This is a genomic window from Listeria sp. MAN/IMW/UF464 (assembly GCF_058683955.1).
The window spans coordinates 157,934-182,453 of sequence record NZ_JBZWZP010000002.1 but is presented as its reverse complement, the minus strand read 5'-3'; the positions used below and the strand labels follow the sequence as shown (position 1 = coordinate 182,453).

28 protein-coding genes are annotated in these 24,520 nt (G+C 37.1%); 7 read left to right on the top strand and 21 right to left on the bottom strand.

The window, feature by feature from the left end; all coding sequences use genetic code 11:
- Positions 1 to 33: 33 nt before the first annotated feature.
- The 6 genes from AC4PG0_RS08125 to AC4PG0_RS08100 are packed head-to-tail and all read right to left on the bottom strand — an operon-like array spanning position 34 to position 5,196.
- Positions 34 to 933 carry a ketose-bisphosphate aldolase gene (locus AC4PG0_RS08125; RefSeq protein ID WP_003769725.1) on the bottom strand — a complete coding sequence of 300 codons (900 nt, stop codon included), beginning with the start codon at positions 931 to 933 and terminating at the stop codon, positions 34 to 36.
- A gap of 16 nt (positions 934 to 949) precedes the next feature.
- Positions 950 to 1,804: a class II fructose-bisphosphate aldolase gene (locus AC4PG0_RS08120; RefSeq protein WP_492167700.1), complete on the bottom strand. Its 855-nt coding sequence runs from the start codon at positions 1,802 to 1,804 to the stop codon at positions 950 to 952.
- Between the two features lie 17 nt (positions 1,805 to 1,821).
- Entirely contained in the window at positions 1,822 to 2,913 is a 1,092-nt protein-coding gene (locus tag AC4PG0_RS08115; protein ID WP_077918186.1) for a PTS fructose transporter subunit IIC, read from the bottom strand.
- 16 nt (positions 2,914 to 2,929) lie between these two features.
- Positions 2,930 to 3,241, bottom strand: coding sequence for a PTS fructose transporter subunit IIB (locus AC4PG0_RS08110; protein WP_045553931.1), 312 nt, complete (start codon positions 3,239 to 3,241; stop codon positions 2,930 to 2,932).
- Between the two features lie 12 nt (positions 3,242 to 3,253).
- Positions 3,254 to 3,727 (bottom strand): PTS sugar transporter subunit IIA, encoded by a 474-nt coding sequence (locus AC4PG0_RS08105; protein WP_003769729.1) that lies wholly within the window; start codon positions 3,725 to 3,727, stop codon positions 3,254 to 3,256.
- Positions 3,728 to 3,738: 11 nt separating this feature from the next.
- Positions 3,739 to 5,196, bottom strand: a complete 1,458-nt coding sequence (locus tag AC4PG0_RS08100) for a BglG family transcription antiterminator (RefSeq protein ID WP_492167701.1) — start codon at positions 5,194 to 5,196, stop codon at positions 3,739 to 3,741.
- A gap of 194 nt (positions 5,197 to 5,390) precedes the next feature.
- On the opposite strand from AC4PG0_RS08100, the gene AC4PG0_RS08095 reads away from it, so the two are divergent.
- From AC4PG0_RS08095 to AC4PG0_RS08085, 3 genes are read left to right on the top strand one after another with little or no spacing between them, the layout of a single operon-like run.
- Positions 5,391 to 6,293: an ABC transporter ATP-binding protein gene (locus AC4PG0_RS08095; protein ID WP_003763442.1), complete on the top strand. Its 903-nt coding sequence runs from the start codon at positions 5,391 to 5,393 to the stop codon at positions 6,291 to 6,293.
- On the top strand, positions 6,286 to 7,521 hold the full coding sequence (locus AC4PG0_RS08090) for an ABC transporter permease (protein ID WP_033532829.1): 1,236 nt from the start codon (positions 6,286 to 6,288) through the stop codon (positions 7,519 to 7,521). Before AC4PG0_RS08095 ends, AC4PG0_RS08090 begins: the two co-directional genes overlap by 8 nt.
- Before the next feature lie 16 nt (positions 7,522 to 7,537).
- The gene (locus tag AC4PG0_RS08085) at positions 7,538 to 8,011 is read left to right on the top strand and encodes a GNAT family N-acetyltransferase (RefSeq protein ID WP_033532828.1); all 474 of its coding nucleotides are present in this window, start codon (positions 7,538 to 7,540) and stop codon (positions 8,009 to 8,011) included.
- A gap of 608 nt (positions 8,012 to 8,619) precedes the next feature.
- Here the strand turns inward: AC4PG0_RS08085 and AC4PG0_RS08080 are convergent.
- From AC4PG0_RS08080 to AC4PG0_RS08070, 3 genes are all read right to left on the bottom strand, one after another.
- Positions 8,620 to 9,267 carry a GntR family transcriptional regulator gene (locus AC4PG0_RS08080; protein WP_492167702.1) on the bottom strand — a complete coding sequence of 216 codons (648 nt, stop codon included), beginning with the start codon at positions 9,265 to 9,267 and terminating at the stop codon, positions 8,620 to 8,622.
- A gap of 221 nt (positions 9,268 to 9,488) precedes the next feature.
- Positions 9,489 to 10,505 carry a PTS sugar transporter subunit IIC gene (locus AC4PG0_RS08075; RefSeq protein WP_185354611.1) on the bottom strand — a complete coding sequence of 339 codons (1,017 nt, stop codon included), beginning with the start codon at positions 10,503 to 10,505 and terminating at the stop codon, positions 9,489 to 9,491.
- A gap of 68 nt (positions 10,506 to 10,573) precedes the next feature.
- Entirely contained in the window at positions 10,574 to 11,428 is an 855-nt protein-coding gene (locus AC4PG0_RS08070; protein WP_003767899.1) for a LysR substrate-binding domain-containing protein, read from the bottom strand.
- A 105-nt stretch (positions 11,429 to 11,533) separates the two neighbouring features.
- Here AC4PG0_RS08070 and AC4PG0_RS08065 point away from each other — a divergent pair, with 105 nt between their 5' ends.
- Positions 11,534 to 12,541 (top strand): YeiH family protein, encoded by a 1,008-nt coding sequence (locus AC4PG0_RS08065; RefSeq protein WP_492167703.1) that lies wholly within the window; start codon positions 11,534 to 11,536, stop codon positions 12,539 to 12,541.
- A gap of 55 nt (positions 12,542 to 12,596) precedes the next feature.
- Positions 12,597 to 13,238, top strand: a complete 642-nt coding sequence (locus AC4PG0_RS08060; protein ID WP_003769741.1) for a DUF1361 domain-containing protein — start codon at positions 12,597 to 12,599, stop codon at positions 13,236 to 13,238.
- A gap of 49 nt (positions 13,239 to 13,287) precedes the next feature.
- Here AC4PG0_RS08060 and AC4PG0_RS08055 read toward each other — a convergent pair whose 3' ends face one another.
- Complete coding sequence (locus AC4PG0_RS08055; protein ID WP_003763449.1) at positions 13,288 to 13,605, bottom strand: nucleoside triphosphate pyrophosphohydrolase family protein; 318 nt, start codon at positions 13,603 to 13,605, stop codon at positions 13,288 to 13,290.
- 198 nt (positions 13,606 to 13,803) lie between these two features.
- On the opposite strand from AC4PG0_RS08055, the gene AC4PG0_RS08050 reads away from it, so the two are divergent.
- Entirely contained in the window at positions 13,804 to 13,980 is a 177-nt protein-coding gene (locus AC4PG0_RS08050) for a hypothetical protein (protein WP_003722274.1), read from the top strand.
- Positions 13,981 to 14,024: 44 nt separating this feature from the next.
- Here the strand turns inward: AC4PG0_RS08050 and AC4PG0_RS08045 are convergent, their stop codons facing one another.
- The 5 genes from AC4PG0_RS08045 to AC4PG0_RS08025 all read right to left on the bottom strand — a co-directional run bounded on the left by AC4PG0_RS08045 (position 14,025) and on the right by AC4PG0_RS08025 (position 18,584).
- A complete protein-coding gene (locus tag AC4PG0_RS08045) occupies positions 14,025 to 14,324 on the bottom strand; it encodes a nucleotide pyrophosphohydrolase (RefSeq protein WP_492167704.1) in 300 nt (99 codons plus the stop codon).
- Positions 14,325 to 14,430: 106 nt separating this feature from the next.
- The gene (locus AC4PG0_RS08040) at positions 14,431 to 14,757 is read right to left on the bottom strand and encodes a thioredoxin family protein (protein WP_003722276.1); all 327 of its coding nucleotides are present in this window, start codon (positions 14,755 to 14,757) and stop codon (positions 14,431 to 14,433) included.
- A complete protein-coding gene (locus AC4PG0_RS08035; RefSeq protein ID WP_160466196.1) occupies positions 14,754 to 15,191 on the bottom strand; it encodes a flavodoxin in 438 nt (145 codons plus the stop codon). Before AC4PG0_RS08035 ends, AC4PG0_RS08040 begins: the two co-directional genes overlap by 4 nt.
- Complete coding sequence (locus AC4PG0_RS08030) at positions 15,188 to 16,237, bottom strand: ribonucleotide-diphosphate reductase subunit beta (protein WP_003724573.1); 1,050 nt, start codon at positions 16,235 to 16,237, stop codon at positions 15,188 to 15,190. The genes AC4PG0_RS08035 and AC4PG0_RS08030 overlap by 4 nt, the downstream gene beginning before the upstream one ends.
- 55 nt (positions 16,238 to 16,292) lie before the next feature.
- The gene (locus AC4PG0_RS08025) at positions 16,293 to 18,584 is read right to left on the bottom strand and encodes a ribonucleoside-diphosphate reductase subunit alpha (RefSeq protein ID WP_070276927.1); all 2,292 of its coding nucleotides are present in this window, start codon (positions 18,582 to 18,584) and stop codon (positions 16,293 to 16,295) included.
- A 534-nt stretch (positions 18,585 to 19,118) separates the two neighbouring features.
- On the opposite strand from AC4PG0_RS08025, the gene AC4PG0_RS08020 reads away from it, so the two are divergent.
- On the top strand, positions 19,119 to 19,460 hold the full coding sequence (locus tag AC4PG0_RS08020) for a YxeA family protein (protein WP_045552838.1): 342 nt from the start codon (positions 19,119 to 19,121) through the stop codon (positions 19,458 to 19,460).
- 157 nt (positions 19,461 to 19,617) lie between these two features.
- Here the strand turns inward: AC4PG0_RS08020 and AC4PG0_RS08015 are convergent, their stop codons facing one another.
- From AC4PG0_RS08015 to AC4PG0_RS07990, 6 genes are all read right to left on the bottom strand, one after another.
- Positions 19,618 to 19,803, bottom strand: a complete 186-nt coding sequence (locus tag AC4PG0_RS08015; RefSeq protein ID WP_003722282.1) for a CsbD family protein — start codon at positions 19,801 to 19,803, stop codon at positions 19,618 to 19,620.
- A gap of 94 nt (positions 19,804 to 19,897) precedes the next feature.
- Positions 19,898 to 20,947, bottom strand: coding sequence for a Gfo/Idh/MocA family protein (locus AC4PG0_RS08010; RefSeq protein WP_003763463.1), 1,050 nt, complete (start codon positions 20,945 to 20,947; stop codon positions 19,898 to 19,900).
- Between the two features lie 22 nt (positions 20,948 to 20,969).
- Positions 20,970 to 21,938: a sugar phosphate isomerase/epimerase family protein gene (locus AC4PG0_RS08005; protein ID WP_003724577.1), complete on the bottom strand. Its 969-nt coding sequence runs from the start codon at positions 21,936 to 21,938 to the stop codon at positions 20,970 to 20,972.
- Between the two features lie 2 nt (positions 21,939 to 21,940).
- A complete protein-coding gene (locus tag AC4PG0_RS08000; protein WP_010991094.1) occupies positions 21,941 to 22,663 on the bottom strand; it encodes a ThuA domain-containing protein in 723 nt (240 codons plus the stop codon).
- Position 22,664: 1 nt separating this feature from the next.
- Positions 22,665 to 23,405 carry a sugar phosphate isomerase/epimerase family protein gene (locus tag AC4PG0_RS07995; RefSeq protein WP_003769753.1) on the bottom strand — a complete coding sequence of 247 codons (741 nt, stop codon included), beginning with the start codon at positions 23,403 to 23,405 and terminating at the stop codon, positions 22,665 to 22,667.
- Positions 23,406 to 23,420: 15 nt separating this feature from the next.
- A complete protein-coding gene (locus AC4PG0_RS07990; protein WP_003769755.1) occupies positions 23,421 to 24,497 on the bottom strand; it encodes a Gfo/Idh/MocA family protein in 1,077 nt (358 codons plus the stop codon).
- Between the last annotated feature and the right edge of the window lie 23 nt (positions 24,498 to 24,520).

Here is a 24,520-nt window from a genome sequence, read left to right as displayed (position 1 = left end):
CTAAGAGTAGTAGCTACTCTTAGTTTTTTCTGTTTAGATTTCGTCACTCCGCCAAGCTGCTGTACCTGCTAATTGGTACTTTTGCACTTGATTAACAGACTGGAATAGTTCCATTTTATATTTTACCACTGCTTTTGCAGCATCAATACAGTCTGGATAAATCGCGTTAGCATCCCATAATTCCGTTGTACTTAAAATTTCGCGACATTTTTTATAGAAAGCATATTTATAGTCACTGGAAATGTTGACTTTTTGAATTCCAATTTTAACTGCTGCAGCAATTTCAGCGTCAGGATTTGCCGAGCCACCATGGAGCACGAGCGGTATATTAACTAGGTCTTTGATTTCTTGTAAAATATCGAGGCGTAATTTAGGCTCTTTGTCTTTTGGATAAATCCCATGAGCCGTTCCAATAGCTACAGCGAGCGTATCGACACCTGTTCGCGAAATATATTCTTCCGCTTCTTCCGGTTTCGTATAAATAATTTCACTAACGCCACCTTCAATACTATTACCAGTTTTCCCAATAGTTCCAAGCTCTCCTTCTACGGAAACGCCTAATCGGTGGCAAACATCCACGACTTCTTTTGTTACGCGAATATTTTCTTCAAATGGTAATAGTGAGCCATCAATCATGACAGAACTAAAACCACAGCGAACAGCTCGCATCACATCACTCATATTATCACCGTGATCCAAATGAAGGACAAATGGTACAGGGCTATTTTTAATTCGTGCTAAAACATACTGGAAAAAATCATCTTTTGTAAAATCAAGTTCTGTTGGGTGCACGGCGATAATCGCTGGAGCATTGTTTTTTTCAGCTTCTTCTACCACTACGCGTAAAAAATTACTATCGGCTACATTAAATGCTCCTACCGCGAATTTATTTTCTTTGGCTACTTCTAATAATTGCTTCATATTTACTAACATGTGTTCATTTCTCCTTTTAAAGTGATTTTCCAGTAGAACCGGATAATTGAATATAATATTGCACAACTTCTTTGCCAGCTGCAATCGTATCGCTAATTAAGTCGACATAATTAATCGTTGGCGTTTCTTCTAAATTAGTTTTTATTTTATCGACTTGAGCTTTCATGAAGTCTGAGCCAACGTTGATTTTATTAATACCAAGCCGAATGGATTCCAAAATGTTTTCCTCACCACAACCAGAACCTCCGTGTAAAACAAGTGGCATATTAGTCGCGGCTTTAATTTCTCGAACAATGTCAAACTGAAAAGCGGGCGTAAACCCTTCTGGATAATCACCGTGCGAAGAGCCATAAGAAATTGCGAGCGCATCGATTCCAGTCTTGTTAGCAAAATCGATAGCTATTTTAGGATCCGTATACATAGCTTGATTTGTATAATTTTCTCCTGTCACCGCGCCAATATTTCCAACTTCGGCTTCAACACTAGCGTTATAAGTTTCTGCAAATTCGACCATTTTTTTCGTAATTGCAACGTTTTCTTCATAAGGATAACTGGAAGCATCCATCATCACACTTGAAAAACCATCTTCTAAACATTGCTTTACGATGGCAACATCCTGCCCGTGATCTAAGTTAATCGCTACTTCTACACTTGCTTCTTCTGCCATTTTTATAATAGGTTTCGTTAAAAAACGGCTTCCTAAGTGGCTTGTTAAATGATCTTGGAGCAAGTCAATAATAATTGGTGCACGGAGTTCTTGAGCGGCATCAATGACCGCACGCGCTGTTTCTAAATTAAAACAATTAATTGCCATGACAGCGTAACGCCCTTCGTTTGCACGCTTTAAAATCCCTTTCATCGAAACATACATTTTTATATCTCCTCGCCTTATGAAATTTTAATTCCAGACAAATCGACTTCTTCCTCTTCTATAGCTTGATCTGCAATTAACTCTTCTTCTTTTGTTGGTTCTCGTTTTAAGATTAGTAGCATTGCTGCGGTCACACAAGTTCCAATCAATAGTGCCAAGCAGAATAAAATTGGTTCGTTCATTGCTGGGACGATAAACATTCCGCCTGATGGTACTGGTGAGCCAATACCCCATGTCATACTAAGTCCTCCGCCAACTGCAGCCCCAAGCGTACAAGAAATAATGACGCGTATCGGATCAACGGCAGCAATCGGAATAACGCCTTCTGTAATCATACAAATTCCCATTGGAAAAGCGATTTTGATATTATCTTCTTCTGATTTTGTATATTTTCTCTTTTTAATTAATTTCGAGATTACCCAAGATAGAGTTACTCCAAATGGCGGTACCATCGAAGCTAGAATTTTTACGGCTTCTGGTTCTTTAACTCCCTCTAGCAGTAATCCATCCGCGAATAAAGAAGCTACTTTATTTACCGGTCCACCGAAATCAAATGCCGCCATAGCACCGAGCACTGCTCCGAAAACAAATCGCATGCTTCCTTGCATTCCTTGTAAGAAGCTTGTCATCGCCTCCGTGGCCCAAACGATTGGTACACCTACAACAAAATACATTAGCAATCCAATAACTAAACTACTAATAAGCGGAATAATCATCATTGGCATTAAACCTTGTGCCCACTTTGGTACTTTTAAATATTTCACTAGTATTAGTACAAAATAACCTACTAAGTACCCGCCGAGCATTCCACCCAAGAACCCTGCACCAATTGAGTTGGCGATAAGTCCCATTAACAATCCAGGAGCAATCCCTGGCCTATCTGCTATCGAATAGGCGATCGCTCCTGCAATAACTGGCGCAAGTAATCCCATACCAAGAACACCGAGAGAAACGAGTGCATCTGGAACAGAATACGGTGCTTTATAGTTTTCAATCACTTGCCCATTTGTTAAATTTCCAATGGCAATAAGTAACCCCGAGGCAACAACTAACGGTAACATATACGAAATCGCTGTAAGTGCATGTTTTTTGATTTGCAGTTTTTTCATCATGCCAGTTCACTCCCTAGTTATTTATTTCGTTGTCTATTTTATTAATAATTTGTTTTGGTGCTTTAATCGCTAAGTCTGTGGGTATTTCGACAATACGCTTCCCTTTAAAACGGTCTTTGCCACTAATTTTAATGTCAGCTGCGATAATAACGACATCCGCATTTTTTACTTGCTCTGCTGAAAGTTCGTCTTCAATCCCAATTGTTCCTTGTGTTTCAATATGAATAGTATGTCCAAGTGCAATACCAGCTTTCGTTAGTTTTTCTTTTGCGATATACGTATGCGCAATTCCTGATGTACAAGCAGCAATTCCAATAATATTCATGTCAAACTCCTCCTAATCTTGGTTTTTTGCTAACAATTTAATAAAAGCTTCTTTTGTTGGGACAGTTTGAAACTGACTTATCACCTCATCATCTGCGAGTAAAATCGCTACTTTTTGAAGCAGCTTAATGTGTGTTGTCGTAGCATCTGAATTTTTCACAGCGAAAAGGATAATGATATTGACTGGTTTATCATCAAGCGACTCCCACTCTACCGGGGTTTTTGTTCTACCGACAGCAATGGACGTATTTATGACGCTTGCTGATTTCCCGTGTGGAATTGCTACACCTTCCCCGAGCCCCGTTTTACCTTCTTCTTCGCGGTACAACACATCCGCTATAAAAGCTTTTTTGTCCGCTACTGCACCTGTTTCGACAAGTAAATCTGTTAATTCTTCAATTACTTCTAATTTTGTCGTTGCTTGTAACTCTAAATTTACAAGTGCTGGACTTATTACTTTGCTTATATCTAATTCTTGAATATCCATCGATTCGCCTCCTATAAACTTTCCATCAATTTTTTCACCATCATTTTATCTTTTTCTGTAAACATCGCGCTTACAAGTAATGAAGGGATTTCTTTTGTACTTTCTGCGTTGATTGTTGTTAGAATAAAGTCAATATTCTGATAGTCTTGCAAGCTATTTTTGAATCTAGTAGATGATAAAACGTCTACTATTTCGACATCTGGAAAAGCTTTTTGGACCTTTACTTTTAAAAGTTCCGACGTTCCGATACCGCTTGAACACATAATAATAATTCGTTTTACAAGAGGGGACTCTTCTATGTGTTTGGCGAAATATATCGTTATATAACCGACTTCATCATCTGATATGGTATTCAACCTGAACGTCTCCGCAACATCCCGAGCAGTTTCTTTAATAATTTCAAACAGTTGTCCGTACTCTAATTTAATATCGCTTAATAAGTTGTTTTTTATGTTTATTTGATGATTCATTCGGTTCACCATTGGCTTCATATGACTAAGTAATTCGATTTTTAATTGCTTTTTATTAATAGGCATATCGATTTTCGCGGCAACTTGATTAATATAAAAATCAGTCATTTCCTCCACGATTGGTAAAACATTACTCGAGATTAATTCAATTTCATGATTAAACCGAGAAGATATTAAGTATTGTAAAAAGTTGAATGTTTCACGCTTAGGTAATTTCATTTTTAAGTATTGTTCGATTGATTCAATGGCTTCTACAGCAATAGTATGCAATTTTTCATTTGTCACTAAGTAAGTCTCGTTTGTTTCGTCAAAATCTTCCACTTCTCCTTGGCGAAAACGATTAATTAGAATGTACAAATGGGAAAAAATATTAATATCATACGGATACGGAATGCTAATCATTAACTTATTTTCAATAATTTCCATTTGCCTAACGATAAACTGTACATCGGCATTATTGAGATTGCTGTATTCTGTCTTTAAATCGTCGTAACTAGATAAGTCTAAGTTGTTGATGACTTCATTGATTGCGATACGAATGTTTTCTTCTGTACCAACAACACGGATTTCTTTTTGCTTTTTTTCAAGAGCTAAATGGTATTTCTCGATAGATTGATTTAAAAGCGTAAAATCATTTTTTATCGAATTATAACCAACGTAATAACCTTCATATAGTTTGGCAATATTTAAGTACTTAGGTGATTTAAACAATACTTGAAGTAAAATCTTTTCACGACGCTCGGATGGTGTATAACCGAAAATATCACTGGTTGTTTCTAATTTCGCCTGAATATATGCTTTATAATTTAGTTTGTAACCGCGGCCTTTTTCCGAAATAATAATCTCTTTTTCATCAGTGGCGCTATTGATATTTTTAATTTTACGGTAAATTGTTTTAGAGGAAACTTCGAGCATTAGAGCAAGTTGATTCGCTGTTAAAAAATCATTTTTCGTTAAAAATAAGTTAATTAATGCACGCTCCGTTTTGGTTAGAAGCATTTCATCACCTCCCTCTACGGTCTATTATACACAAATAAAAGAAAACGGTTACAACAAGTTATGTCCACTACACTAGACAATTTTTTGGCAAAGATTGTGAACGTAGCTTTAGAAATAAACTTCCCTTTTAAGAAGACAATCTTCTAGTAAAACCGTATAATGAAATTTGAGAAGACTCAGAAAGGGGTGCTTTTGTGACACTTGAACTACATAATGTTACGAAGAAGTTTGGGGAAAAAATCGCAGTTAATGATTTATCTTTTCGAGTAGAACCAGGGAAAATACTCGGAATAATTGGTCAAAATGGTGCTGGTAAAACAACTACTTTCCGGCTAATTTTACATTTTTTAGAAGCAACTTCAGGAAAAATCACTTGGGATGGTAAGGAAGTAAGCAGAATTGATCCAAATATCATCGGCTACTTACCAGAAGAACGTGGTTTATATCCTAACGTTACGATTGAAGAACAATTAATTTTTTTTGCTGAACTAAAAGGTTATCCGAAGCAAAAAATAAAAGCAGAAATCGATAACTGGTTGGAACGCGCAGAAATTGTCGGTAAAAAAACGGACTTAATTAAAACATTATCCAAAGGAAATCAACAAAAAATACAACTTCTAAGCACGATCATTCATCAACCTAAACTAGTTATTTTAGATGAACCATTCAGCGGGCTGGATCCTGTTAATGCAGAGATTTTGAAAAAGTTTGTATTCGACCTGCGTGCATCCGGAGCAGCGATTATATTCTCAAGTCACCGAATGGAAAATGTGGAAGAACTTTGTGATTCTCTTTTAATGCTGAAAAAAGGAAGTACGGTGCTTCAAGGTACGACTGAATCCGTGAAATCTGTTTTTGGTCGCAAACGTATTTTAATTGAATCTACTCATACGGCAGAAGAACTAGCTATTTTGCCTGGTGTGCTAAATGTCCAACAGCATCGTAACGGCGTTCTCCAACTTGAAATTGCTAACGAAACAGATGCAGAAAAGATTTTTGAATATGTGACAAAGGATGGCTTCATCCAAACTTTCAGCCTCCAAGCTCCAACGCTTGAAGAAATTTTCAAATGGAAAGCGGGTGAATCTAATGAGTAAATTTTGGGTGATAACAAAGCAAGTTTACAAAAGACGTGTCAAAACCAAATCCTTTTTAATTTCACTTTTGTTTCCTGTTTTAATTGCCGCATTAATTGCTGGTATTCCAAAAATGGTAGACTATTTCGACTCTACTAAAACTATGACAAAAATTGCTGTACTCTCTGATGATCCGGTTTTCGCCCAGTCGCTCGCTAAAGACAAGAGCCATTTTAAAGTAAATACTGACATTAAAGACAAAAAATCCGCTCAGTCCGCTCTAAAAAACGGCAAAATTGACGGATTCGTCTCTATTACACAAAAAAATGACACGGTTAGCGCAGTTTATACCACGCAAGAAACAGCAGGACAAGACGTTTTAACCCGTTTAACAGAAGACCTCACCGCAACAAAGATTGCTGAAAAAGCGGCCGCCTATAAAATCACCAATGAGCAATTACAATCAATTACTTCTCCTGTTTCTGTGACAAATGATTTAGAATCAAATAATCAATTGACTAACCATGAAAAAGACGTTATGAGCGCAGCAGTATTGATTTTAACACTTGTTATTTTTATTTTCGTTATGAGTTATGCAAATATTGTTGCTTCTGAAATCGCGACAGAGAAAGGCACACGAATAATGGAAGTTATTTTATCAAGTGTATCTGCTAGAACGCACTTATTTGCTAAACTAACAGCCATTATCTTCATGCTTCTTACCCAAATTGGCTTTTATGTTGTTTGCGGAGCTGTCGTTCTTATTGCTGGACGAAATACGGATATGGTCCAAAATGTTTTAGATCAAATTGCTGTTTTTCCAGCTTACTATCTTGTTTTAAACTTAGTATTTGTTATTTTAGGTTTACTGTTATACATTTTACTCGCAGCAATGATCGGATCGATGGTGCCAAATGTAGAAACAGTAGCTCAGTTCATTTATCCAATGACAATTCTCGCTATTATTGGTTACTGGGGTTCCATTGCAGCTGCTAATGCGCCGGACAATTTACTTGTTATTATCGGCTCGTATATTCCAACTTTTTCACCGATGATGATGTTAGCGCGGATGGACTTATTATCTGTTTCAACGGTTGGTATTTTTAGTTCATTAGCAATTTTAGTCGCAAGTGTCGTTGGGGCATTTTTCTTAACTGTTCGTCTTTATCAAGGAAATGTGCTGCTTTACAGTAATGACGGCCTATGGAAAACTTGGAAAACCTCCCTTTCCTACGCGAAAAGAAAATAAAGAGAGTTGGTAAATTATGCAAATCAGACTATCTAAAAGAAAAGACTCGGCCTCAATGATTGAATTAGAACATTTAGTTTGGACGCCTGGGACGACTCCTGGTGATGTCCATTTCGATAGTGAAGCTGAATTTTTATTAAAGAATCCACCTGGCTCCAAAATAGTCGTTGAAAAAGATGAAAAAATAATTGGCATTCTCGGCTATAAATCGCCTATCCCACTGCCCTCCAATAAACATGTAGTAGAGATAGATATTGCCGTTCACCCAGATTATCAACGCGAAGGCATCGGTCAACTTTTAATGGACAAAATGAAAGAAGTCGCACGCGAAAAAGGTTTTATAAAAATCTCGCTACGGGTACTGTCAATTAACCAAAAGGCGATTCGTTTTTATGAAAAAAATGGTTTTAAACAAGAAGGTCGACTCGAAAAAGAGTTTATTATTCAAGATAAATATGTAGACGATATTTTAATGGCTTATTTCCTCTGACAAAAGACCCTATTTAAGACTACAACTATGACTTTATAACCATTTTTAGAATAAAGCGTTTACATTTTTTTAGAACGGTTATATATAGAGTACAACGAACAAAAAAAAGGTGATGCGAATGACAAAAACTTGGTGTACAAGCTGATTTTTTTCTCAGCTTTGTCATATGCCGGCAAAACGTCTGGTGAAGGATTTTAGTGTCAAGCAACTATGGTTAGTTTACAGGAGGAAGGCGAGGAGTATACGCCGCGTCAAGGACTTTACGCTAACTTAGTTGTAGGAAGACGGAATTTCGTTACGTCGCTCGTTTATCAATATTTTTTATCCTCACTATATTGGTAAATAAGCGAATAAAGTATCGTATCATTCATGGCCACTATTTAAGCAAGTTACGGGCGCTCATTTATTCGTAAGTTAGAATATCTTGAGAAGTAAGTAGCAAGACAAAGAATTCGCCTACTTGTTTGAAAATGCCTCACCGTTTTCCGAATGTTGTATGTTTATTCAGAAACATCCAGACATGGTCCGGCCCATCAGATGAGTGGCAAGACAAGCTCATCCGAAAAGAAAAACCCCGTGTGGCGAATTTGCCATACGGGGTTTTTCGATTAGGAAAATAAGATTGAGATATTTTTATCGTAGAATTTTTGAATGACTAAGTGGCATTTTTCAAAATCTTTCGCTTCTAAAGAGAGCACTAACTGTTCTAGTGAGTCTGCTAAATCTATCATAAAAGCTTCAAAACACAATTTTTCATTGTTATCCTTCATATTTAAAATTGTCTGGTTAAGAATATCGATATTTTTTTCAAGTGCTGGCATTCCAGTATAGTGAATCATACAACCATAAAAGTTTTTCACGTGATTACTAAATACACTTATATCCTGCTCCCTAGCAGCTAGCTTAATATAAACTAACTCGTTACGAAGACACGTTGCGCATACTTCTGCGTTTTTTTCTTGAAGTTTTTGTACCGCATAATTGAGATGAAAAAAAGCTAACTTTAAACGAGATTTTTCGCGATGCTCAGCTTCACTATGAATTGCCACTGAAAAACCTTTTTCTCCAGAGTTTTTGCAAATAATACCACTTTTATGTAAACATTGGAGCGCACCAAAAGCTACTCGTTTGCTGACTTGAAATCGTTTCATGATGTCTTCTATGTCCACTTTATCGCCATTTTCCAAAGTGTTAGTTATAATCTCATTCTTGATTTCTGCGTATATAGGATCTGCAACAAATCCACTTTTTTCCATAATTTGAACCTCTTTAATTTTGATTGCTTACAATGTTATATTTTACACGAAAAAATTCCATTTAGATATGATTTTTCCGAAAAAAATGTGTACATTCTGTTACAAGAAAGATAGTTGTAACAGAAGAAATTAGCTGACATGTTGAAAAAATAACGACAATATGTATAGTTATCTTTGCAACATAAAAAGTAGGACTATACAGCCCTACTTTTTACCTGAATTTACTGCAATTCAATCGTTAAATCACCTGTTTTGAGGCGTTCCTTTTTAATAAGAAACGGTCTGACAATAAGTGCAATAACACCTGGCAAGACAACTGCTACCAAAATAAAAGCAGCCAGTGTGCTGAATCCGTAATTTGCTATTAAATAAAGTGGTGCAACAAAGGCACATAATCCGAGACCAGCGACTTCACTTGCGGCTTGAATGTGAAATACCATCACGCCAAGAGGTCCAGCAATCAGTGTTGTTAGTAGTGGTACTAACATAAGGCTAGGTTTTCTAATGATATTGGGTGTTTGTAATTTTGGTGTACAGATAAGTTGGGCAAAAAATGCGCCCCAGTTATTATCTCGGTAACTTAATACCGCAAATGACACGAATTGAACCGAACAACCAATCAACGCCGCAGCACTTGCTGTTGGATCCAGTTGAAGTGCAATTGCGAGCGCAGCAGAGGAAGCCGGGCTAAGAATAAGTAGTCCAAACACAAAAGCGATAGCCATTGATGAAATCAGCGGTGAGCCACCAATTAACGAGCTAATTCCAAGACTTACAGAAGCCAAAATCGGCGCCATAATCTTTGCAAATAAAATACCGCTTACCCCGCCTGCAAGAAGGGAAACACCAGGAATTAAAATCATATCAAATTTTGTTTTCCCAGTTACTCTTTTTCCAGTCCAAACTGCAACAATAACAGCCAAAATAGCTCCGACTGGTTCTCCGCTAGTAATAGCAACTCCGCCACCAGCTAACGTCGCCACTGCCCCGCCGCCAATAACAGCAGATGCAGCCGCACTTATCGTCACAAGCGTATTCGCGTGCAAGCACATCGCAATACCAACACCAATTCCTGGAATTAACATCGTTTTACCAATTGCGCCAACTGTTACAAGAAACGAAATTCCTGTCATCTGCCCAATTGTCTGCAAAAGAAGTCCAATTCCAAGCGTTACAAGAACCGCATTCGCAATCCCCATAGAAGCCTTATAGGAACGATCTATAAAATATTCTTTCATTGCTTCTCCCTTTCTAAAATGTATTCTTTCTCATTGTAATCACTAGTTAATTAAAAAGCTAGTTTTATTTACCGATTTTCCTTTAAAAATGTTAAAAAGGTTTCAGCAATTCGATTTTCAAGTCTTTGTCTGTTTTTTAGTACCGAAAACTTCCGCATTAAGCTCCCAGCCTCATTAAATGTCTGCAGTTTTCCCGCTGTAATTTCTGCTTGAACAACACACTTAGAAATAACTGTGTAGCCCATCCCTTCAAGAACCATTTGTTTGACTGCCATATTACTCCAGGCAACAACTTTTTCAGCGACGTTCCAGCCATTGGTACTTAATACATGATCCAAATATTCACGCGTTCCTGAACCTTCTTCTCGCGCAATCCAAGTCGCCCCTTGCTCGATTTCTGTAAGCGAACCATCTGCTCGACCAACGATACACATTTCATCATCCGAAAAAGCACTTATCTCCAAATCTTTCTTACTAACCTGGCCTTCAATCAGCCCTGTGTCCACTTGAAGAAGTTCAACTTTATCAGCAATTTTTGCGGTATTTTCAATGATAAGTTCTATTGTAATATCCGGATAAAGGGCATGAAACTTCGCAATCACTTCTGGAAGATAATACTCTCCTATCGTAAAACTAGCACCAATGCGAAGCCGACCTTTTAAATGATGGTGATATAAACTTATTTCATCTTCCACTTGTTTATATAGTCCTTCTAATTGCTTGGCACGGTGGTATAAAATTTCTCCTGTTGCTGTTAAAATAAACTTTTTAGCCTGTCTGTAAATAAGTTCTGTTTCGTAAAGCTCTTCTAATTTCTTTAATTGCAATGATACTGCGGGTTGCGAAATATGTAATTCTTCAGCTGCTTTTGTAAAACTTTGTAATTCTACTACTCGGATATATGTTCTTAATGCCTCATCCATCGTAACACCTCCATAAAAATAACTTATCAATAATATAATTAATATAAATTTTACTAATAAAATCAGGAATGGTAAAGTAAAAGTATAAACGAAAGGGGGATGAATATGAGTCAAATTTTATTTAAAACGAAGACTTTTTGGTATGGTATTTCGCTTACTTTCTGTATTGCTACCTTATCTTATTTTTTAGCGAAGTTGCCATTTTTAATGATTCTCGGACAACTTGTAACTGCTATTTTAATTGGTATTATCATTCGTGCACTTTTCCCAGTTCCGGAAAAATGGTTTACTGGTATTCAGTTTTCCAACAAGGTCATTCTTCGTGCCGGGATTATTTTACTTGGTTTTCGCTTGAACTTAGTTGATATTTATCATGCTGGCTGGCGCGTGTTTCTAATTGCTGCCTTATGCCTAAGCTTTGGTATTACTATTGTTTATTTCTTAGCTAAACTTTTTGGAGTGGATAAAAAACTAGCTATTTTGGTCGCTTGTGGTACGGGGATTTGTGGTGCGGCTGCAGTAGTTGCGATTTCTCCACAAGTAAAAGCTGATAACAACCAAACGGCTGTCGCTGCTACGATTATTGCATTACTTGGAACTATTTTCACCGTTATCTATACGTTGATTTATCCAATTCTGCCACTTGGACCAGATGGTTATGGGATTTTTGCAGGTGCTACACTTCATGAAATTGCCCACGTTATTGCAGCTGCAGATCCAGGCGGCTCATCTGCTGTCGATATGGCGGTTATCGTTAAACTAACACGTGTAGCCTTACTTGTTCCAGTCTGCTTTGTTGTCGCAAAAATGGTTAATGCTGGGACTAAAAATCGCTTTTCATGGGCTGAACTTCCTGTACCATGGTTTATTTTCGGCTTTTTAGCAACTAGTGCAATTAATAGCTTTGGAATTATTCCAACATCTGTAACCGATTTTCTTGTCATCTGTGCATATTTCCTCATTGCTATGTCAATGGGCGGACTTGGTTTAAATGTCCACTTACCATCGTTCGGAAAAATGGGTGGAAAACCTTTTGCTGCGGCGTTAATCGGTTCTGTTTTCCTTTCAGCATTTGGTTTAGCTTTAGTACTTTTGTTTCATTTAGCAGGTTAAGATGTCCTCGTCACCTCGATTTGTGATACAATAGCAAACACGAGGTGACTATTTCATGACGAAAGCAATTTGGACTTGCCGAGCGTTCTTACTCGGATACTTTCTTGTGCTGCATTTCACTGCAGATACTTACACTTTTCTAATTTTAAATGTCGGGCTTGCTTATATACCTTTCGAAATAGCTGTATTTCTCACAAAAAAACCTCGCGTCTGGTGGATTTTTTGGCCACTAGGAGTTGTTTGGCTAGTATTTTTCCCAAATGCACCGTATCTTTTAACTGATTTACTTCATTTACAACGTTTAGAAATTTACGGGGCAGAAGGAATACTTTCAACAGCACCTTGGTTATGGCGACATTTCACTTATATTATCGTCGGTGTGTTCTTTGGATTATTTATTGGATTCTGGTCTTTCGCAAAAATGCTTGCTGAAATAAGAAGACGATTTAATTGGACTAGTTTACTAAGTTATCAATTACTTTTGATTGGGTTAATTTTATTATCTAGTTATGCGATATACATTGGACGGTTCTCTCGTTTACATTCCATCCATTTACTTACGCAGCCAATTGATTCATTGCAAATTATGTTAAGTGTTTTTCACTGGCCATTTTGGAATTTTGTCTTTTACTTTTCGATTATCCAATATGTAATTTATACGCTATTTAGCAGGTTTTCTAGCTCACTAAAAAACTAAAAACGTTTGTATTTTAGGAAAATTAATTTTCTTAAATACAAACGTTTTTTTAATCGATATGGAGCTTACTTCGCTCTTTTGAAAAACCTTGAGGATAACGACGCTTTAGTTTCTCGATATTTAATTCTGCTACTGTTTCCATGCTTATATCTGCCCATTTAGCAATTTGCGATACGTACCAAAGTACATCTCCTAGCTCTTTTGTTAGAGACTCCTTATCTAAATCATGTCCATGAAAAGCATATTTCTTAATCAAATCGGCAACTTCACCGGCCTCTCCAGTAATACCAAGTCCGTAATTTGTTAGTGCCTGTTCGTGTGTTGCAGCAGTTCTATTTGCTAAAATTTGATACTCTTTAAAATCCATATGTTTTCCTCCTTGCTTCTCTCACTTTCTTACTATAACAGATAATTTTTTTCCTTTGCAGTCTTGACTATTTCCAACTTATGCGAACTGGTGCTCTATCAATGCATTTCATCTTTAAAAATTTTTTATCTTTAAAGTCTTATTTTTTTCAGATAATTCCTATATAATAGAGATAAGATTTCTGAAAGGAGTTTTCAAATGAAACTAGCTGGCTTAGTGTTACTTCTGATTGGTTTGATTGGTTTTGGCTTTTCGTTTAGCATTACCGGACTTATCGGTTTTGGTGTATGTATCATTTCTATTATTTTAGTTATAGCAGGAATTTTTACAATGATTCGTTCCAAAAAACGCCGTAAACGTTCTTATTCCTATTAAAATAAAAAGCTGCTTTATCATTATTTGGTAAAGCAGCTTTTTTTCTATTTTTTCGGCCAAGTTCTCATACGATTTTCTGCTAATTTCATTCGAACAAGTTCCTCGCCGTCCACTCCCATACTTTCTGCAATTTGAAGAGCATAGATAAGCACATCAGCTACTTCTTTTAAAAGTTCTTCCCGATTTTCTTTTAGCGCTATTTCATCTGTTTTCCACTGAAAGCATTCAAGTAATTCTGCTGCTTCAAGTGACAACGAAATTGCTAAATCTTTTGGATGATTGTATTGATCTAGCCAATCACGTTCTTTTAGAAAAGCAGTAATTTCATCTTGTAGTTGTCTCACTGTTTTAGCTCCTTTAGAAGAATTTATTTGTGAAAAATAGTTCAAACTCTTATAAAAAAATGAGCACCAAGCCGCCTATTTATAAGGAGACTTGCTACTCATTAAATTATGCGTTTAATGAAACTGCTTCTTCAATTTTGTTTGGTGGGATAAATCCGTTTAAACGGTGGATTTCTTCGCCGCCTTTGTATAGTACAAGTGTTGGCGTTTGTTGTACATCACGATCAAAAAAGAAGTTTTCGCCCATTTCTTCTAATTTTACTTTTAATACTTTCACTTTGCTTGCGATTTCAGAGTTTTTGAATTCAGCAAACGAAAGATCAAGCATTTTACAATTAGGACAATTATCTTTCCAATAATCTACATATACTAATTCTTCCCCATTAATATGAGCTTGGAACTCTTCAGGTGATTTAATTTCAATACTTGTCATTTGATTCCACTCCTTAACGCTAAAATTTTCTTGACCCAATTGTCTATATCAGCCACATCTTGTTCTGTGTGTGGCATTTGCTCTATTTTTAAAGTTGGGTAGCTTGTGCCGAAGTATTTTGCCATTCGGTCAACAGCCCCGCAATAAAACTCCATACCCCATTGTGTTTCCCCAGTGCCAAAAATGGCTACATTCTTGGGCTTAACGGCTAGTTCCGCGATAAAATCTTTCATATCTGGCGGTGTTCTTCCGTAATCGACTGTCCATGCCCCCAACACGTACAAGTCAAAATCCTCATCAAGCGGATACTCGGCTAGAGGAGATACGCGAAAGGACACAACTTCATGTCCTTCGCTTATCAAAATCTCTTCAATTTCATCAGCCACCATTTTCGTATTGCCGCTTAGAGAATCATAGGCTAACAAGATTCTCATAAATCGTCGAATCCGTTATCCATATTCGTTTTTTTATAGCTTGAATTGCGCATTTCGAAAAAGTCGGTTTTTGTTTCTGTAAAGTTATCTGCGTAGGCTTTAATCCATGTCATTGTGTTATCACTATGTCCTGGATAAAGTTCAGGAATACCAAGCATTCCTAGCATTTTGTTGGCACGATATTTCACGTAGTCAACCATTTCTTCCACATCAATACCTTCAATACCTTGTAGTACTTCTTCAGACCATTCTGTTTCAAGTTCAACAGCGTGGCGGAAAGCATCATGCGTATATTCTACTAGCTCTTCTGTTTGTAATTCTGGGTTTTCCCCAAGGATTGCCCGGATTACTTCTGAAATGAACTTCGAGTGAGCTAGTTCATCACGATTGATAAAGCTAATGATTTTCCCTGTTCCTGTCATTTTATTTTGACGAACTAGGTTGTAGAAGTAAGCAAAGCCACTATAGAAATTAATTCCTTCTAAAATAGAAGATTGAATTAAAGCTTTTACAAGTGTTTCGCCGGTTTTGTTATTCATGAAATCATCATATGCGTCCATGATTGGCTCGTTACGTTTGATGATTGTCGGATGTGTTCTCGCAAGTTCAAAAACACGATTTTGTTCTTGTAAATTTGTAATAGAAGCAAGTACATACGAATAACTTTCATTATGGATAACTTCTTGTTGCGCGATAATCGCTGCATTCGCATGAACTGCTGGATCGGTAATGTATTCCGCAATGTTATAGATAAAACGTGTTTGCGGCGAATCAAGTGTTGCTAGCAAACCAATAATTGCATCAAAAGCATATTTTTCTTGTTCTGAAAGAGCGGGATATTGTTTTGCATCGCTTTTCATATCTACTTCATCTGGAATCCAGTAGTTAGTAGAAAGTTCTTTATACGCACGGTAGAAAGAAGGATACGGGATGTCGTTCCAATTTAAAATCCCGCTAGTTTCTCCGTTTATGATTGAAGTAGAACGATTAGGAAATAAAGGTTCTAAAATTTTAATACGTGTCAGTTGTTCTTTTTGGTTAGCCATCTAGGCAAGCCCTCCCTTTCTTATTGTGTTATTGATAAAATGTTTTAGAGATTTATCAGCTTGAGCACCATTCACACTCTTCAACATCAATATCGTTGGAGCGGACATAGTAAGTTGTTTTAAGTCCTTCATTCCAAGCAGTCATGTGTAGTTCAAGTAGTTTACTTGCTTTAATACCACTTGGTACATAGAAGTTAAAGCTTAGTGATTGGTCTACGTGACGTTGACGACGACCGTTTTGACGAACACTTGCGAATTGGTCAACTTTGTAAGCACCTTTTTCGTAGTATGGGTATGTGCTTAGGTTTAAGTCCGGTGCAATTACTGGACGACGATAGTCTTTTTTCTCTTCATAATAGAATGCGCTGTAAATTGGATCAATCGAAGCAGTTGAACCAGCGATTTGCGCAGTACTCATATTTGGTGCAACAGCTACAAGGTAAGCATTACGCAAGCCTTTTTCTGCTACGTCTTTCGCTAATTCTTGCCATTCAGGTGAGTTATAGTTACGACGTGCGAAATATTCTCCAGTGTTCCAGTCGCTGCCTTTGAAGACTTTATAAGCACCTTTTTCTTGAGCTAATTTGTTACTAGCGCGAATAGCTAAATAGTTAATTTGTTCATATAATTCATCGGCATATTTCTCAGCTTCTTCTGAGTCCCAAGCGATATTTTTAAGAGCAAGCAGGTGATGCCAACCAAATGTTCCAAGTCCGATAGAACGGTATTTTTGGTTTGTAATAGTAGCTTGCGGTACTGGTAGTTCGTTTAAATCGATAACGTTATCTAGCATGCGTACTTCTACTTCGATTAAACGTTCTAAAGTACCTTCTTCAGCAACAACCGCACGACCTAGGTTAACAGAAGATAAGTTACATACAACAAAATCTCCCGCTTGTTTTGTAATGACGATTTGATCTCCAGAAATAATTTCTTGAATCATTTTTGTTGGGCTCATATTTTGCATGATTTCAGTACACAAGTTACTAGAATACACCATGCCTTCATGTTTATTTGGGTTCATTCTGTTTACTTCATCACGGTAAAACATGAATGGATTCCCTGTTTCTAATTGACTCATCATGACACGTTTCATGATATCAATTGCTTTAACGATTTTTTTACTGATTGTTTCATCAGCTACTAATTCGTCATATTTTTCGCGGAAAGTACCTTCTCCTTTTGTTTCATCGTAGAAATCTTGTAGGTACCAGCCTTTTTTCGCTTTTACTTCATGTGGATCGAATAAATACCATTCGCCGCGACGTTCTACAGCTTCCATGAAAATATCAGGGATACAAACCGCAGTGAACACATCATGTGCGCGCAAACGTTGGTCACCATTGTTTAATCGCAAATCAAGGAAAGATTCAATGTCTTTATGGAAAACATCTAAATAAACTGCAATCGCGCCTTTACGTTGACCTAATTGATCTACGCTAACCGCGGTATTGTTTAATTGTTTAATCCAAGGAATAACGCCACCACTTGCGCCTTTTACGCCGCGGATAGCAGCTCCTGTTGAACGAACATAACCAAGATATGCTCCAACACCACCGCCGTGCTTAGAAACGCGAGCAACGTCTGTATTACTATCGTAAATCCCTTGTAAGCTATCATCTACTGTATCAATGAAGCAACTAGACAATTGTCCGCCAACTTTTCCAGCGTTTGCAAGTGTCGGAGTCGCAACTGTCATATATAGATTACTTAGCGCCCAGTAAGCTTCTTCAACTAGCTTCATACGCTTTTCTTTTGGTTCGTTTTGCATTAAATAAAGTGCGATAGTTAACCAGCGTTCTTGTGGCAACTCATACACATTACGTTCGGAGTCAGTTGCTAAATAACGTGTCGCAAGTAAATACAAACCATTATAAGTAAATAATTTATCTTTTTCAGGGTCAATTAATTTCCCTGCAGCAATTAAATCTTCTTTAGAATAATTTTTTAGGATATTACCAGAATAAATACCACGCTCGCCTAAACTTTCTTGAAGTCCAACGTATGAACCATATTTATCATCGTCATTATAAAAACGATTTTTACTCGCTTTTTTATATAATTTATTTAAATAAAGACGTGCCGCGAAATGTTCCCATTCAGGAATATGAATATCTGTACGAGCTTCTGCTTCCCTAATTAGATAATCAACTAATTCGTCAGCCGCATAATCTTCCTTCTTCTCAACAAAATTAAAAACCTTACGTTTGTAATCTTCTAAATCAAGTTTTGGAAATTCTTCATGGATTTTCTCTAAATATCCATCCAATCGGCTTTTGTCAAAAGGTAGCTTTCTGTTTCCCCCGTCTTTTACTATGTAAGTTGTCATTTGCAATCCCCATTTCATCCTTTTTTCCTCGTTGTAAAAATATCTGATTCATTTTGCGCTTTTTCATTCGTCCGCTGAACTATTTATGGTCGTTCCATGGAGCAAAAAAATTAACTTTTAAAGGAGCAAATTCCCCTCAATAAAAGTTAAAAGGCGATGAAGCAATATTTCGCTTTCGATACTATATATAGTATAACTTTTTCATTGTGAATGCAAGATATAGTGCTTTGATTTTATCTGTGAAATCTCCAAAACGACGATTACAACAAGGTTTTTAGCAAATAAAAAAATTTTTCGAGTGAATTCATGTGTTTTCTTGCACATTTATTCTCTTAAAAAGCCACTACTTATAGTGTCTATTTTTTTCTTCATTTCTACATTTAGTAGGTAAAAAAACTGTTTTTTATAACTTCACAAACTTATGATTCGATTTCGTCACCATTCTGACAAAATTGTAAGGTTACATGAGGATATTGTTAGTTAACAAACAGGATATTATTCTGTATTCATTGTAAACTTAATGTAATAAAGCAAAGGAAGGATGAGGGAGAAATGTTTACTAAAAAAAGAGTTTTGATGGTGTTAGCGGCAGTTCTTCTAGCTGTCTGTGCTATTTGGGAGTATGCGATGCCAACCGATGCCGCAGTCAAATCCTATTACCTTAAAGTAGAAGAAAATGGTAAAGCTGTAACAAAAAATCAATTTAAAGGTTATAAATATGTTTCCAAAGTCTATGATGATAAAGGAAAACAAAAAAACATTACATTCTATTCTGAAAAGAAATTAGCTAAAGATGACCAGTTTAAAGTATTAATCGGCGAAAACAAAATGGTTGTTAACTATAAAAAAATCAAAAACGTCCCTGATAAAATTAAATACCTAGCTGAAAAATAAAAAACACTTTGTTCTAGCCTAATTAATAGGCTAAACAAAGTGTTTTTTTATTGAAGGCTGAATCTGACTCCGCATAAACCTATCTCGTTTGGAACAAAACCTTTTGCCATTAATTGACAAAAAAACAGGCTTGAAAATTTCAAGCCTGTTTTTTAACTTATTCGGATAATTTCTTTTTAGCGTCGCCCGTTTTATCTTCTACTTCACCTTTAGCTTTTTGAGCTTTACCTTCTACTTGTTTGCCTTTATCATCTGTTGCTTTACCGAACTTGTCTTTTGCGTCACCTACTACTTTGTCTTTAAGTCCTTTTGCTTTGTCTTTCATACCTTTATCTTCGCTCATTGATATTGCCTCCTAATTAGAATTTATTTTCTAATGAAGAATCTTTATCTCCATAGTAGTGTTTTCCACATTATAGAAAGCTAAAACATCTTTTTTAAATAGAATGAACGGTTCGATTGGTCTCAGCCGCTTCAAATATGGCTTCAATCAATTTTAAAACTTGATAAACTTCTTCGTTTTGAACGATTGGTTCACTCGTATTATTTAAAACATCGACAAAGTTATTATAGAAAGATGGAGCTAATTTGGCAGGTGCCGGAAGTGATAATGTATTGGTTGCTTCTTCGCTTGGTGGTGCCATTGTTTTTGTCAGTCCTTGCCCTGCTTTAATTGGCGTTGGCTCTGAAGTTTTAGCAAGTGCGGTTGGTTTGACGATTTCCCCACTTAGATCCCAATCGTGGATAATTCCGGTTCCTTCTGTGCCTTTGACATACCAGCGAGGTAGTTTAATGAAGTTCGTTGTGCCTACTTCGATTTGAGCAGTAATACCATTTTCAAAAGTAATGAACGTTACGAAGCCATCATCGACTTCATCCCCAAGCGCAAAACTTAAATTAGCAGATACGGACTTCACATTGCTATCCACTAGGAATAACAATTGGTCAAGTAAATGTACGCCCCAATCAAGTACCATCCCGCCGCCATGTGCTTTCAAATGACGCCAATCTCCTGGAATACCATTTGCTCCGTGGACACGTGATTCCAGGTGGAACATTTCACCAATCGTTTTTTGTTCGAACATTTCTTTAATAATAAGGAAATCTTCGTCCCAACGTCTATTTTGATGAACCATAAAATGTTTATTTACTCTTTTAGCCACGTCCATAATTGCTAGTAAATCTTCACTTGTCATTGTTACTGGTTTTTCACAAACAACGTGTTTCCCTGCTTCAAGTGCGCTAATTGCAAGCTCTTTATGGCTATCGTTTGGTGTTGCAATAAGAACAGCATCTACTTTTTCATCTGCTAAAACGGCTTCAAAACTTTCATAGATTTTTAAACCTTTTTGAGCGGCGGCTTCGCGTTTTTCTGCTAGAATGTCGAATACGCCATGAACTTCTAAATTATCAGCAGCCGATGCAAGCGTTACATGATAGCTTCCCATTCCGCCGTAACCAACAATTACTAATTGATATTTTTTCATTCTAAGACATCCTTTCTTATTGTTACGCCCACCACATATCCAGTGGTTTGTCTTTAATTAAGATCGATTGTAAGTTTGTAACAGCACGATCGAAACCTTCGTCAATCGACATTAATGGATCTTCGTGTTCGATGCTGACTACATAATCATAACCATATGTTCGAAGCGCGCTCATAATATCCGACCATTCTGTCAAACTATGACCACAACCAACCGAACGGAATGTCCAACTTCTTGTTTGAACGTCGCCATATGGTTGCATATCAGTCAAACCGTACATATTGATATTATCTTGATCTAAATACGTATCTTTGGCATGGAAATGATGGATTGCTCCAGCTTTTCCTAAGATTTTGATAGCGCCAACTGGGTCAATTCCTTGCCACCATAAATGACTTGGATCTAAATTAACACCGATTGCATCATTTGTTTCTTCACGCAGCTTTAAAATGGTATATGGTGTATGGCATAAGAAACCACCGTGCAATTCGATACCAATTTTAACACCAGAAGCCGCTGCAAGTTCGCCAATTTCTTTCCAGTAAGGAATTAGCTTAGTTTCCCATTGCCATGTTTTAATATCGCTATAAACAGTCGGCCAAGGAATTACCGGCCAGTTCGGCGCTTTGGCATCATCACTATCTCCCGCTGTTCCAGAAAATGTATTAACAACCGGAACGTTCATTAAAGAAGCTAGTTTGATTGATTTGCGCAAAATTTCATCAGATGCAGCCGCTTCTTCTTTATTAGGAGAAATCGGATTATCGTGGCAACTAAAAGCACTAATTGTTAATCCTCGACTAGTAAATTTTTCTAAATATTCCTTGCGCGCTGCTTCACTCGCTAAAAGTTCATCGGTTGGACAGTGATGATTCCCAGGGTTCCCGCCAGTCCCGATTTCGACAGCATCAAGTCCTGCCGCTTTTACTTTATCTAACATTTCATCTAATGATAAATTTGCAAATAATGGTGTAAATACGCCTAATTTCATGTTTATTTCCTCCCTATTTTTTCAAGTGGTTGATGATTTCCATATTTTGGATATGTTTTTCGACCTTCTGCACACCAGTGAACGCCGTTAATAATTACTTGCTGAATATCCGGGTGGTGATACGTTGGATAAGATTCATGGCCAGGTTGGAAGTAGAAAATCCGCCCATTGCCTCTTTTGTATGTGATACCGCTTCGGAAAACTTCTCCGCCTTCAAACCATCCTAAGAAAATGAGTTCATCTGGTGCTGGTATATCAAAATGCTCGCCGTACATTTCTTCTTCATCTAATTCAATAAATTCACCAATACCTTTTGCGATTGGATGCGTCGGGTCAACTACCCAAAGACGCTCCCTTTCATTTGCTTCACGCCATTTTAAATCACAACTCGTACCCATTAAACGCATAAAGATTTTTGACATATGTCCAGAATGAAGTACGATAAGCCCCATACCTTCTAAAACACGTTTTTGCACACGATCGACAATTTTATCTTCTACGCGGTCGTGCCCCATATGTCCCCACCAGATTAGGACATCTGTATTCGCTAAAACGTCTTCTGTAAGCCCATGTTCTGGTTCTTCCAAAGTAGCTGTTTTCGTATCAATTCCTGCTTTTTCTAGGAAACTAGCAATTTGTCCATGAATTCCATCTGGATAAATTGCAAGCACAGCATCATCTTCTTTTTCGTGTAAAAATTCGTTCCACACTGTCACGCGCGTCATATTATTTCTCCTCCAATACATTCGCTAAATACGTATAACCTTTTGCAACACTTGTTAACGGATCTTCAACAAATGCTTCTTGCTCAATAATTAACCATTCTGTTCCTGCATTAAGCGCTGTTTTCACGTATCCTGGAACATCGAGAATTCCTTCGCCGATAATGGTGCTTTCTTTATTCGTTTTCGCTTTATCTTTAATATGGATTAGCGGTACTCGATTACGATATTTTTCGATAAAAGGAATGACTCCTACACCAGCGTACTCTATCCAGTAAGTATCTAATTCTGCAACCATTTCAGGAACATTCTCAAGTAAATTGTCCAAAATGATTTCGCCATCTAATTTTTCTAATTCGTGAGCGTGATTATGATAGCCAAACGCCATTCCGGATTGTCGGATTGCTTTTCCGATGTTACTTAGCTCTACGCTGAATTCAAGCCATCCTTCTTTTGAGTCGAAATCGGCATATGGACAAATAATGTATTTATTACCTAATTCCCGTTCAAAAAGAATGACGTTATCTAAATTGGCTTGAAGCTCTTCTTTACTAATATGTGATCCCGCTACTTCTAGTCCAAGTTCGGCTAATTTCGCTTTGATTTCACTCGCGGATTTACCATAATAGCCAGCAAATTCCACGCCGTCATAACCCATTTCCGCCACTTTTTCTAAAGTTCCAAAGAAATCGTCTTCACAAGCTTCCTTAACACTCCATAACTGCAAAGCTATTTTTGCTTTCATAAAAGCACTTCCTCCTTAATTAAAATAAACTGGTTGTCCTGTTTTTGAGGATTCATAGATAGCTTCTAAAATTTGTGTTACGACAAGAGCTTGCTCAGGTTTTACAACTGGATCAGTATCATTTAAAATTGCCTCTAACCATTGTTCTGCTTCGATTAAGGCTGGATCATCACCTGTTCCATCGTAAAAATCAACGCCGCCTGCTTCTAATTGGATTTTCTTTTCATACATTTGGCTGTGTGCCTCACCGTTAATTCGTAATCCATCTTCCATATCAGCGCCACCTTCTGTTCCCGAAAGTGATGTTCTCGCTTCACCAACATCTAATGTGTTTAGCGCCCAGCTTGCTTCTAAAACAATCGTTGCGCCATTTTCCATAGTGATAAAACCAAATGCAGAATCTTCTACTGTAAATTTACTTGGATCCCATGAACCCCACGCATTCGCTGCATTTTCTTTTTTCGCAAGTTTATGGTAGCTATTTCCTACGACATATTTTGGTTTATAGTTGTCCATCATCCAAAGTGTTAAATCAAGTGCGTGTGTTCCAATATCAATAAGTGGTCCGCCACCTTGAGCTTCTTCGTCCAAGAATACGCCCCAAGTTGGTACTGCCCGGCGACGAATCGCTTTAGCTTTTGCATAATAAATATCTCCTAATTCACCATTTTCGCAAACTTGATGCAAGTAATCAGAGTCTTTACGGAATCTATTTTGGTAACCAATTGTTAGTTTTTTCCCTGTACGATTAGCAGCTTCAATCATGCTTTTCGCTTCTGCTGTTGTTTTTGCCATTGGTTTCTCGCACATAACATGTTTTCCAGCTTCCATAGCCGCAATAGAAATTTCTGCATGAGAAATATTTGGTGTACAAACATGGATGACATCAATGGATTTATCTTGGAGTAATTCTACATAGTTTGTGTATACGCTTGCATTTTCGCTACCAAATTCTTTTGCTGCCGCTTCCGCTTTTTCTAGAACAATATCACAAAAAGCAACCATTTCTGCTTTCTCAGCTTTTAATAAACTTGGCATATGCTTCCCGTTTGCAATGCCTCCACAACCAATAATTCCAACTTTTAATGTCATAATAAAAAACCTCCAATAGTTTT

Bases quoted from the DNA above. Each gene is read 5' to 3' on its own strand.
- AC4PG0_RS08115 (WP_077918186.1), bottom strand. From the start codon at position 2,913: ATGAAAAAACTGCAAATCAAAAAACATGCACTTACAGCGATTTCGTAT.
- AC4PG0_RS08020 (WP_045552838.1), top strand. From the start codon at position 19,119: ATGTTTACTAAAAAAAGAGTTTTGATGGTGTTAGCGGCAGTTCTTCTA.
- AC4PG0_RS08050 (WP_003722274.1), top strand. From the start codon at position 13,804: ATGAAACTAGCTGGCTTAGTGTTACTTCTGATTGGTTTGATTGGTTTT.
- AC4PG0_RS08070 (WP_003767899.1), bottom strand. From the start codon at position 11,428: ATGGATGAGGCATTAAGAACATATATCCGAGTAGTAGAATTACAAAGT.
- AC4PG0_RS08015 (WP_003722282.1), bottom strand. From the start codon at position 19,803: ATGAGCGAAGATAAAGGTATGAAAGACAAAGCAAAAGGACTTAAAGAC.
- AC4PG0_RS08055 (WP_003763449.1), bottom strand. From the start codon at position 13,605: ATGGATTTTAAAGAGTATCAAATTTTAGCAAATAGAACTGCTGCAACA.
- AC4PG0_RS08105 (WP_003769729.1), bottom strand. From the start codon at position 3,727: ATGGATATTCAAGAATTAGATATAAGCAAAGTAATAAGTCCAGCACTT.
- AC4PG0_RS08030 (WP_003724573.1), bottom strand. From the start codon at position 16,237: ATGGCTAACCAAAAAGAACAACTGACACGTATTAAAATTTTAGAACCT.
- AC4PG0_RS08090 (WP_033532829.1), top strand. From the start codon at position 6,286: ATGAGTAAATTTTGGGTGATAACAAAGCAAGTTTACAAAAGACGTGTC.
- AC4PG0_RS08040 (WP_003722276.1), bottom strand. From the start codon at position 14,757: ATGACAAGTATTGAAATTAAATCACCTGAAGAGTTCCAAGCTCATATT.
- AC4PG0_RS08035 (WP_160466196.1), bottom strand. From the start codon at position 15,191: ATGAGAATCTTGTTAGCCTATGATTCTCTAAGCGGCAATACGAAAATG.
- AC4PG0_RS08025 (WP_070276927.1), bottom strand. From the start codon at position 18,584: ATGAAATGGGGATTGCAAATGACAACTTACATAGTAAAAGACGGGGGA.
- AC4PG0_RS08110 (WP_045553931.1), bottom strand. From the start codon at position 3,241: ATGAATATTATTGGAATTGCTGCTTGTACATCAGGAATTGCGCATACG.
- AC4PG0_RS08085 (WP_033532828.1), top strand. From the start codon at position 7,538: ATGCAAATCAGACTATCTAAAAGAAAAGACTCGGCCTCAATGATTGAA.
- AC4PG0_RS08005 (WP_003724577.1), bottom strand. From the start codon at position 21,938: ATGAAATTAGGCGTATTTACACCATTATTTGCAAATTTATCATTAGAT.
- AC4PG0_RS07990 (WP_003769755.1), bottom strand. From the start codon at position 24,497: ATGACATTAAAAGTTGGAATTATTGGTTGTGGAGGCATTGCAAACGGG.
- AC4PG0_RS08120 (WP_492167700.1), bottom strand. From the start codon at position 1,804: ATGTATGTTTCGATGAAAGGGATTTTAAAGCGTGCAAACGAAGGGCGT.
- AC4PG0_RS08060 (WP_003769741.1), top strand. From the start codon at position 12,597: ATGACGAAAGCAATTTGGACTTGCCGAGCGTTCTTACTCGGATACTTT.
- AC4PG0_RS08065 (WP_492167703.1), top strand. From the start codon at position 11,534: ATGAGTCAAATTTTATTTAAAACGAAGACTTTTTGGTATGGTATTTCG.
- AC4PG0_RS08100 (WP_492167701.1), bottom strand. From the start codon at position 5,196: ATGCTTCTAACCAAAACGGAGCGTGCATTAATTAACTTATTTTTAACG.
- AC4PG0_RS08075 (WP_185354611.1), bottom strand. From the start codon at position 10,505: ATGAAAGAATATTTTATAGATCGTTCCTATAAGGCTTCTATGGGGATT.
- AC4PG0_RS07995 (WP_003769753.1), bottom strand. From the start codon at position 23,405: ATGAAAGCAAAAATAGCTTTGCAGTTATGGAGTGTTAAGGAAGCTTGT.
- AC4PG0_RS08080 (WP_492167702.1), bottom strand. From the start codon at position 9,267: ATGGAAAAAAGTGGATTTGTTGCAGATCCTATATACGCAGAAATCAAG.
- AC4PG0_RS08125 (WP_003769725.1), bottom strand. From the start codon at position 933: ATGTTAGTAAATATGAAGCAATTATTAGAAGTAGCCAAAGAAAATAAA.
- AC4PG0_RS08000 (WP_010991094.1), bottom strand. From the start codon at position 22,663: ATGACGCGCGTGACAGTGTGGAACGAATTTTTACACGAAAAAGAAGAT.
- AC4PG0_RS08010 (WP_003763463.1), bottom strand. From the start codon at position 20,947: ATGAAAAAATATCAATTAGTAATTGTTGGTTACGGCGGAATGGGAAGC.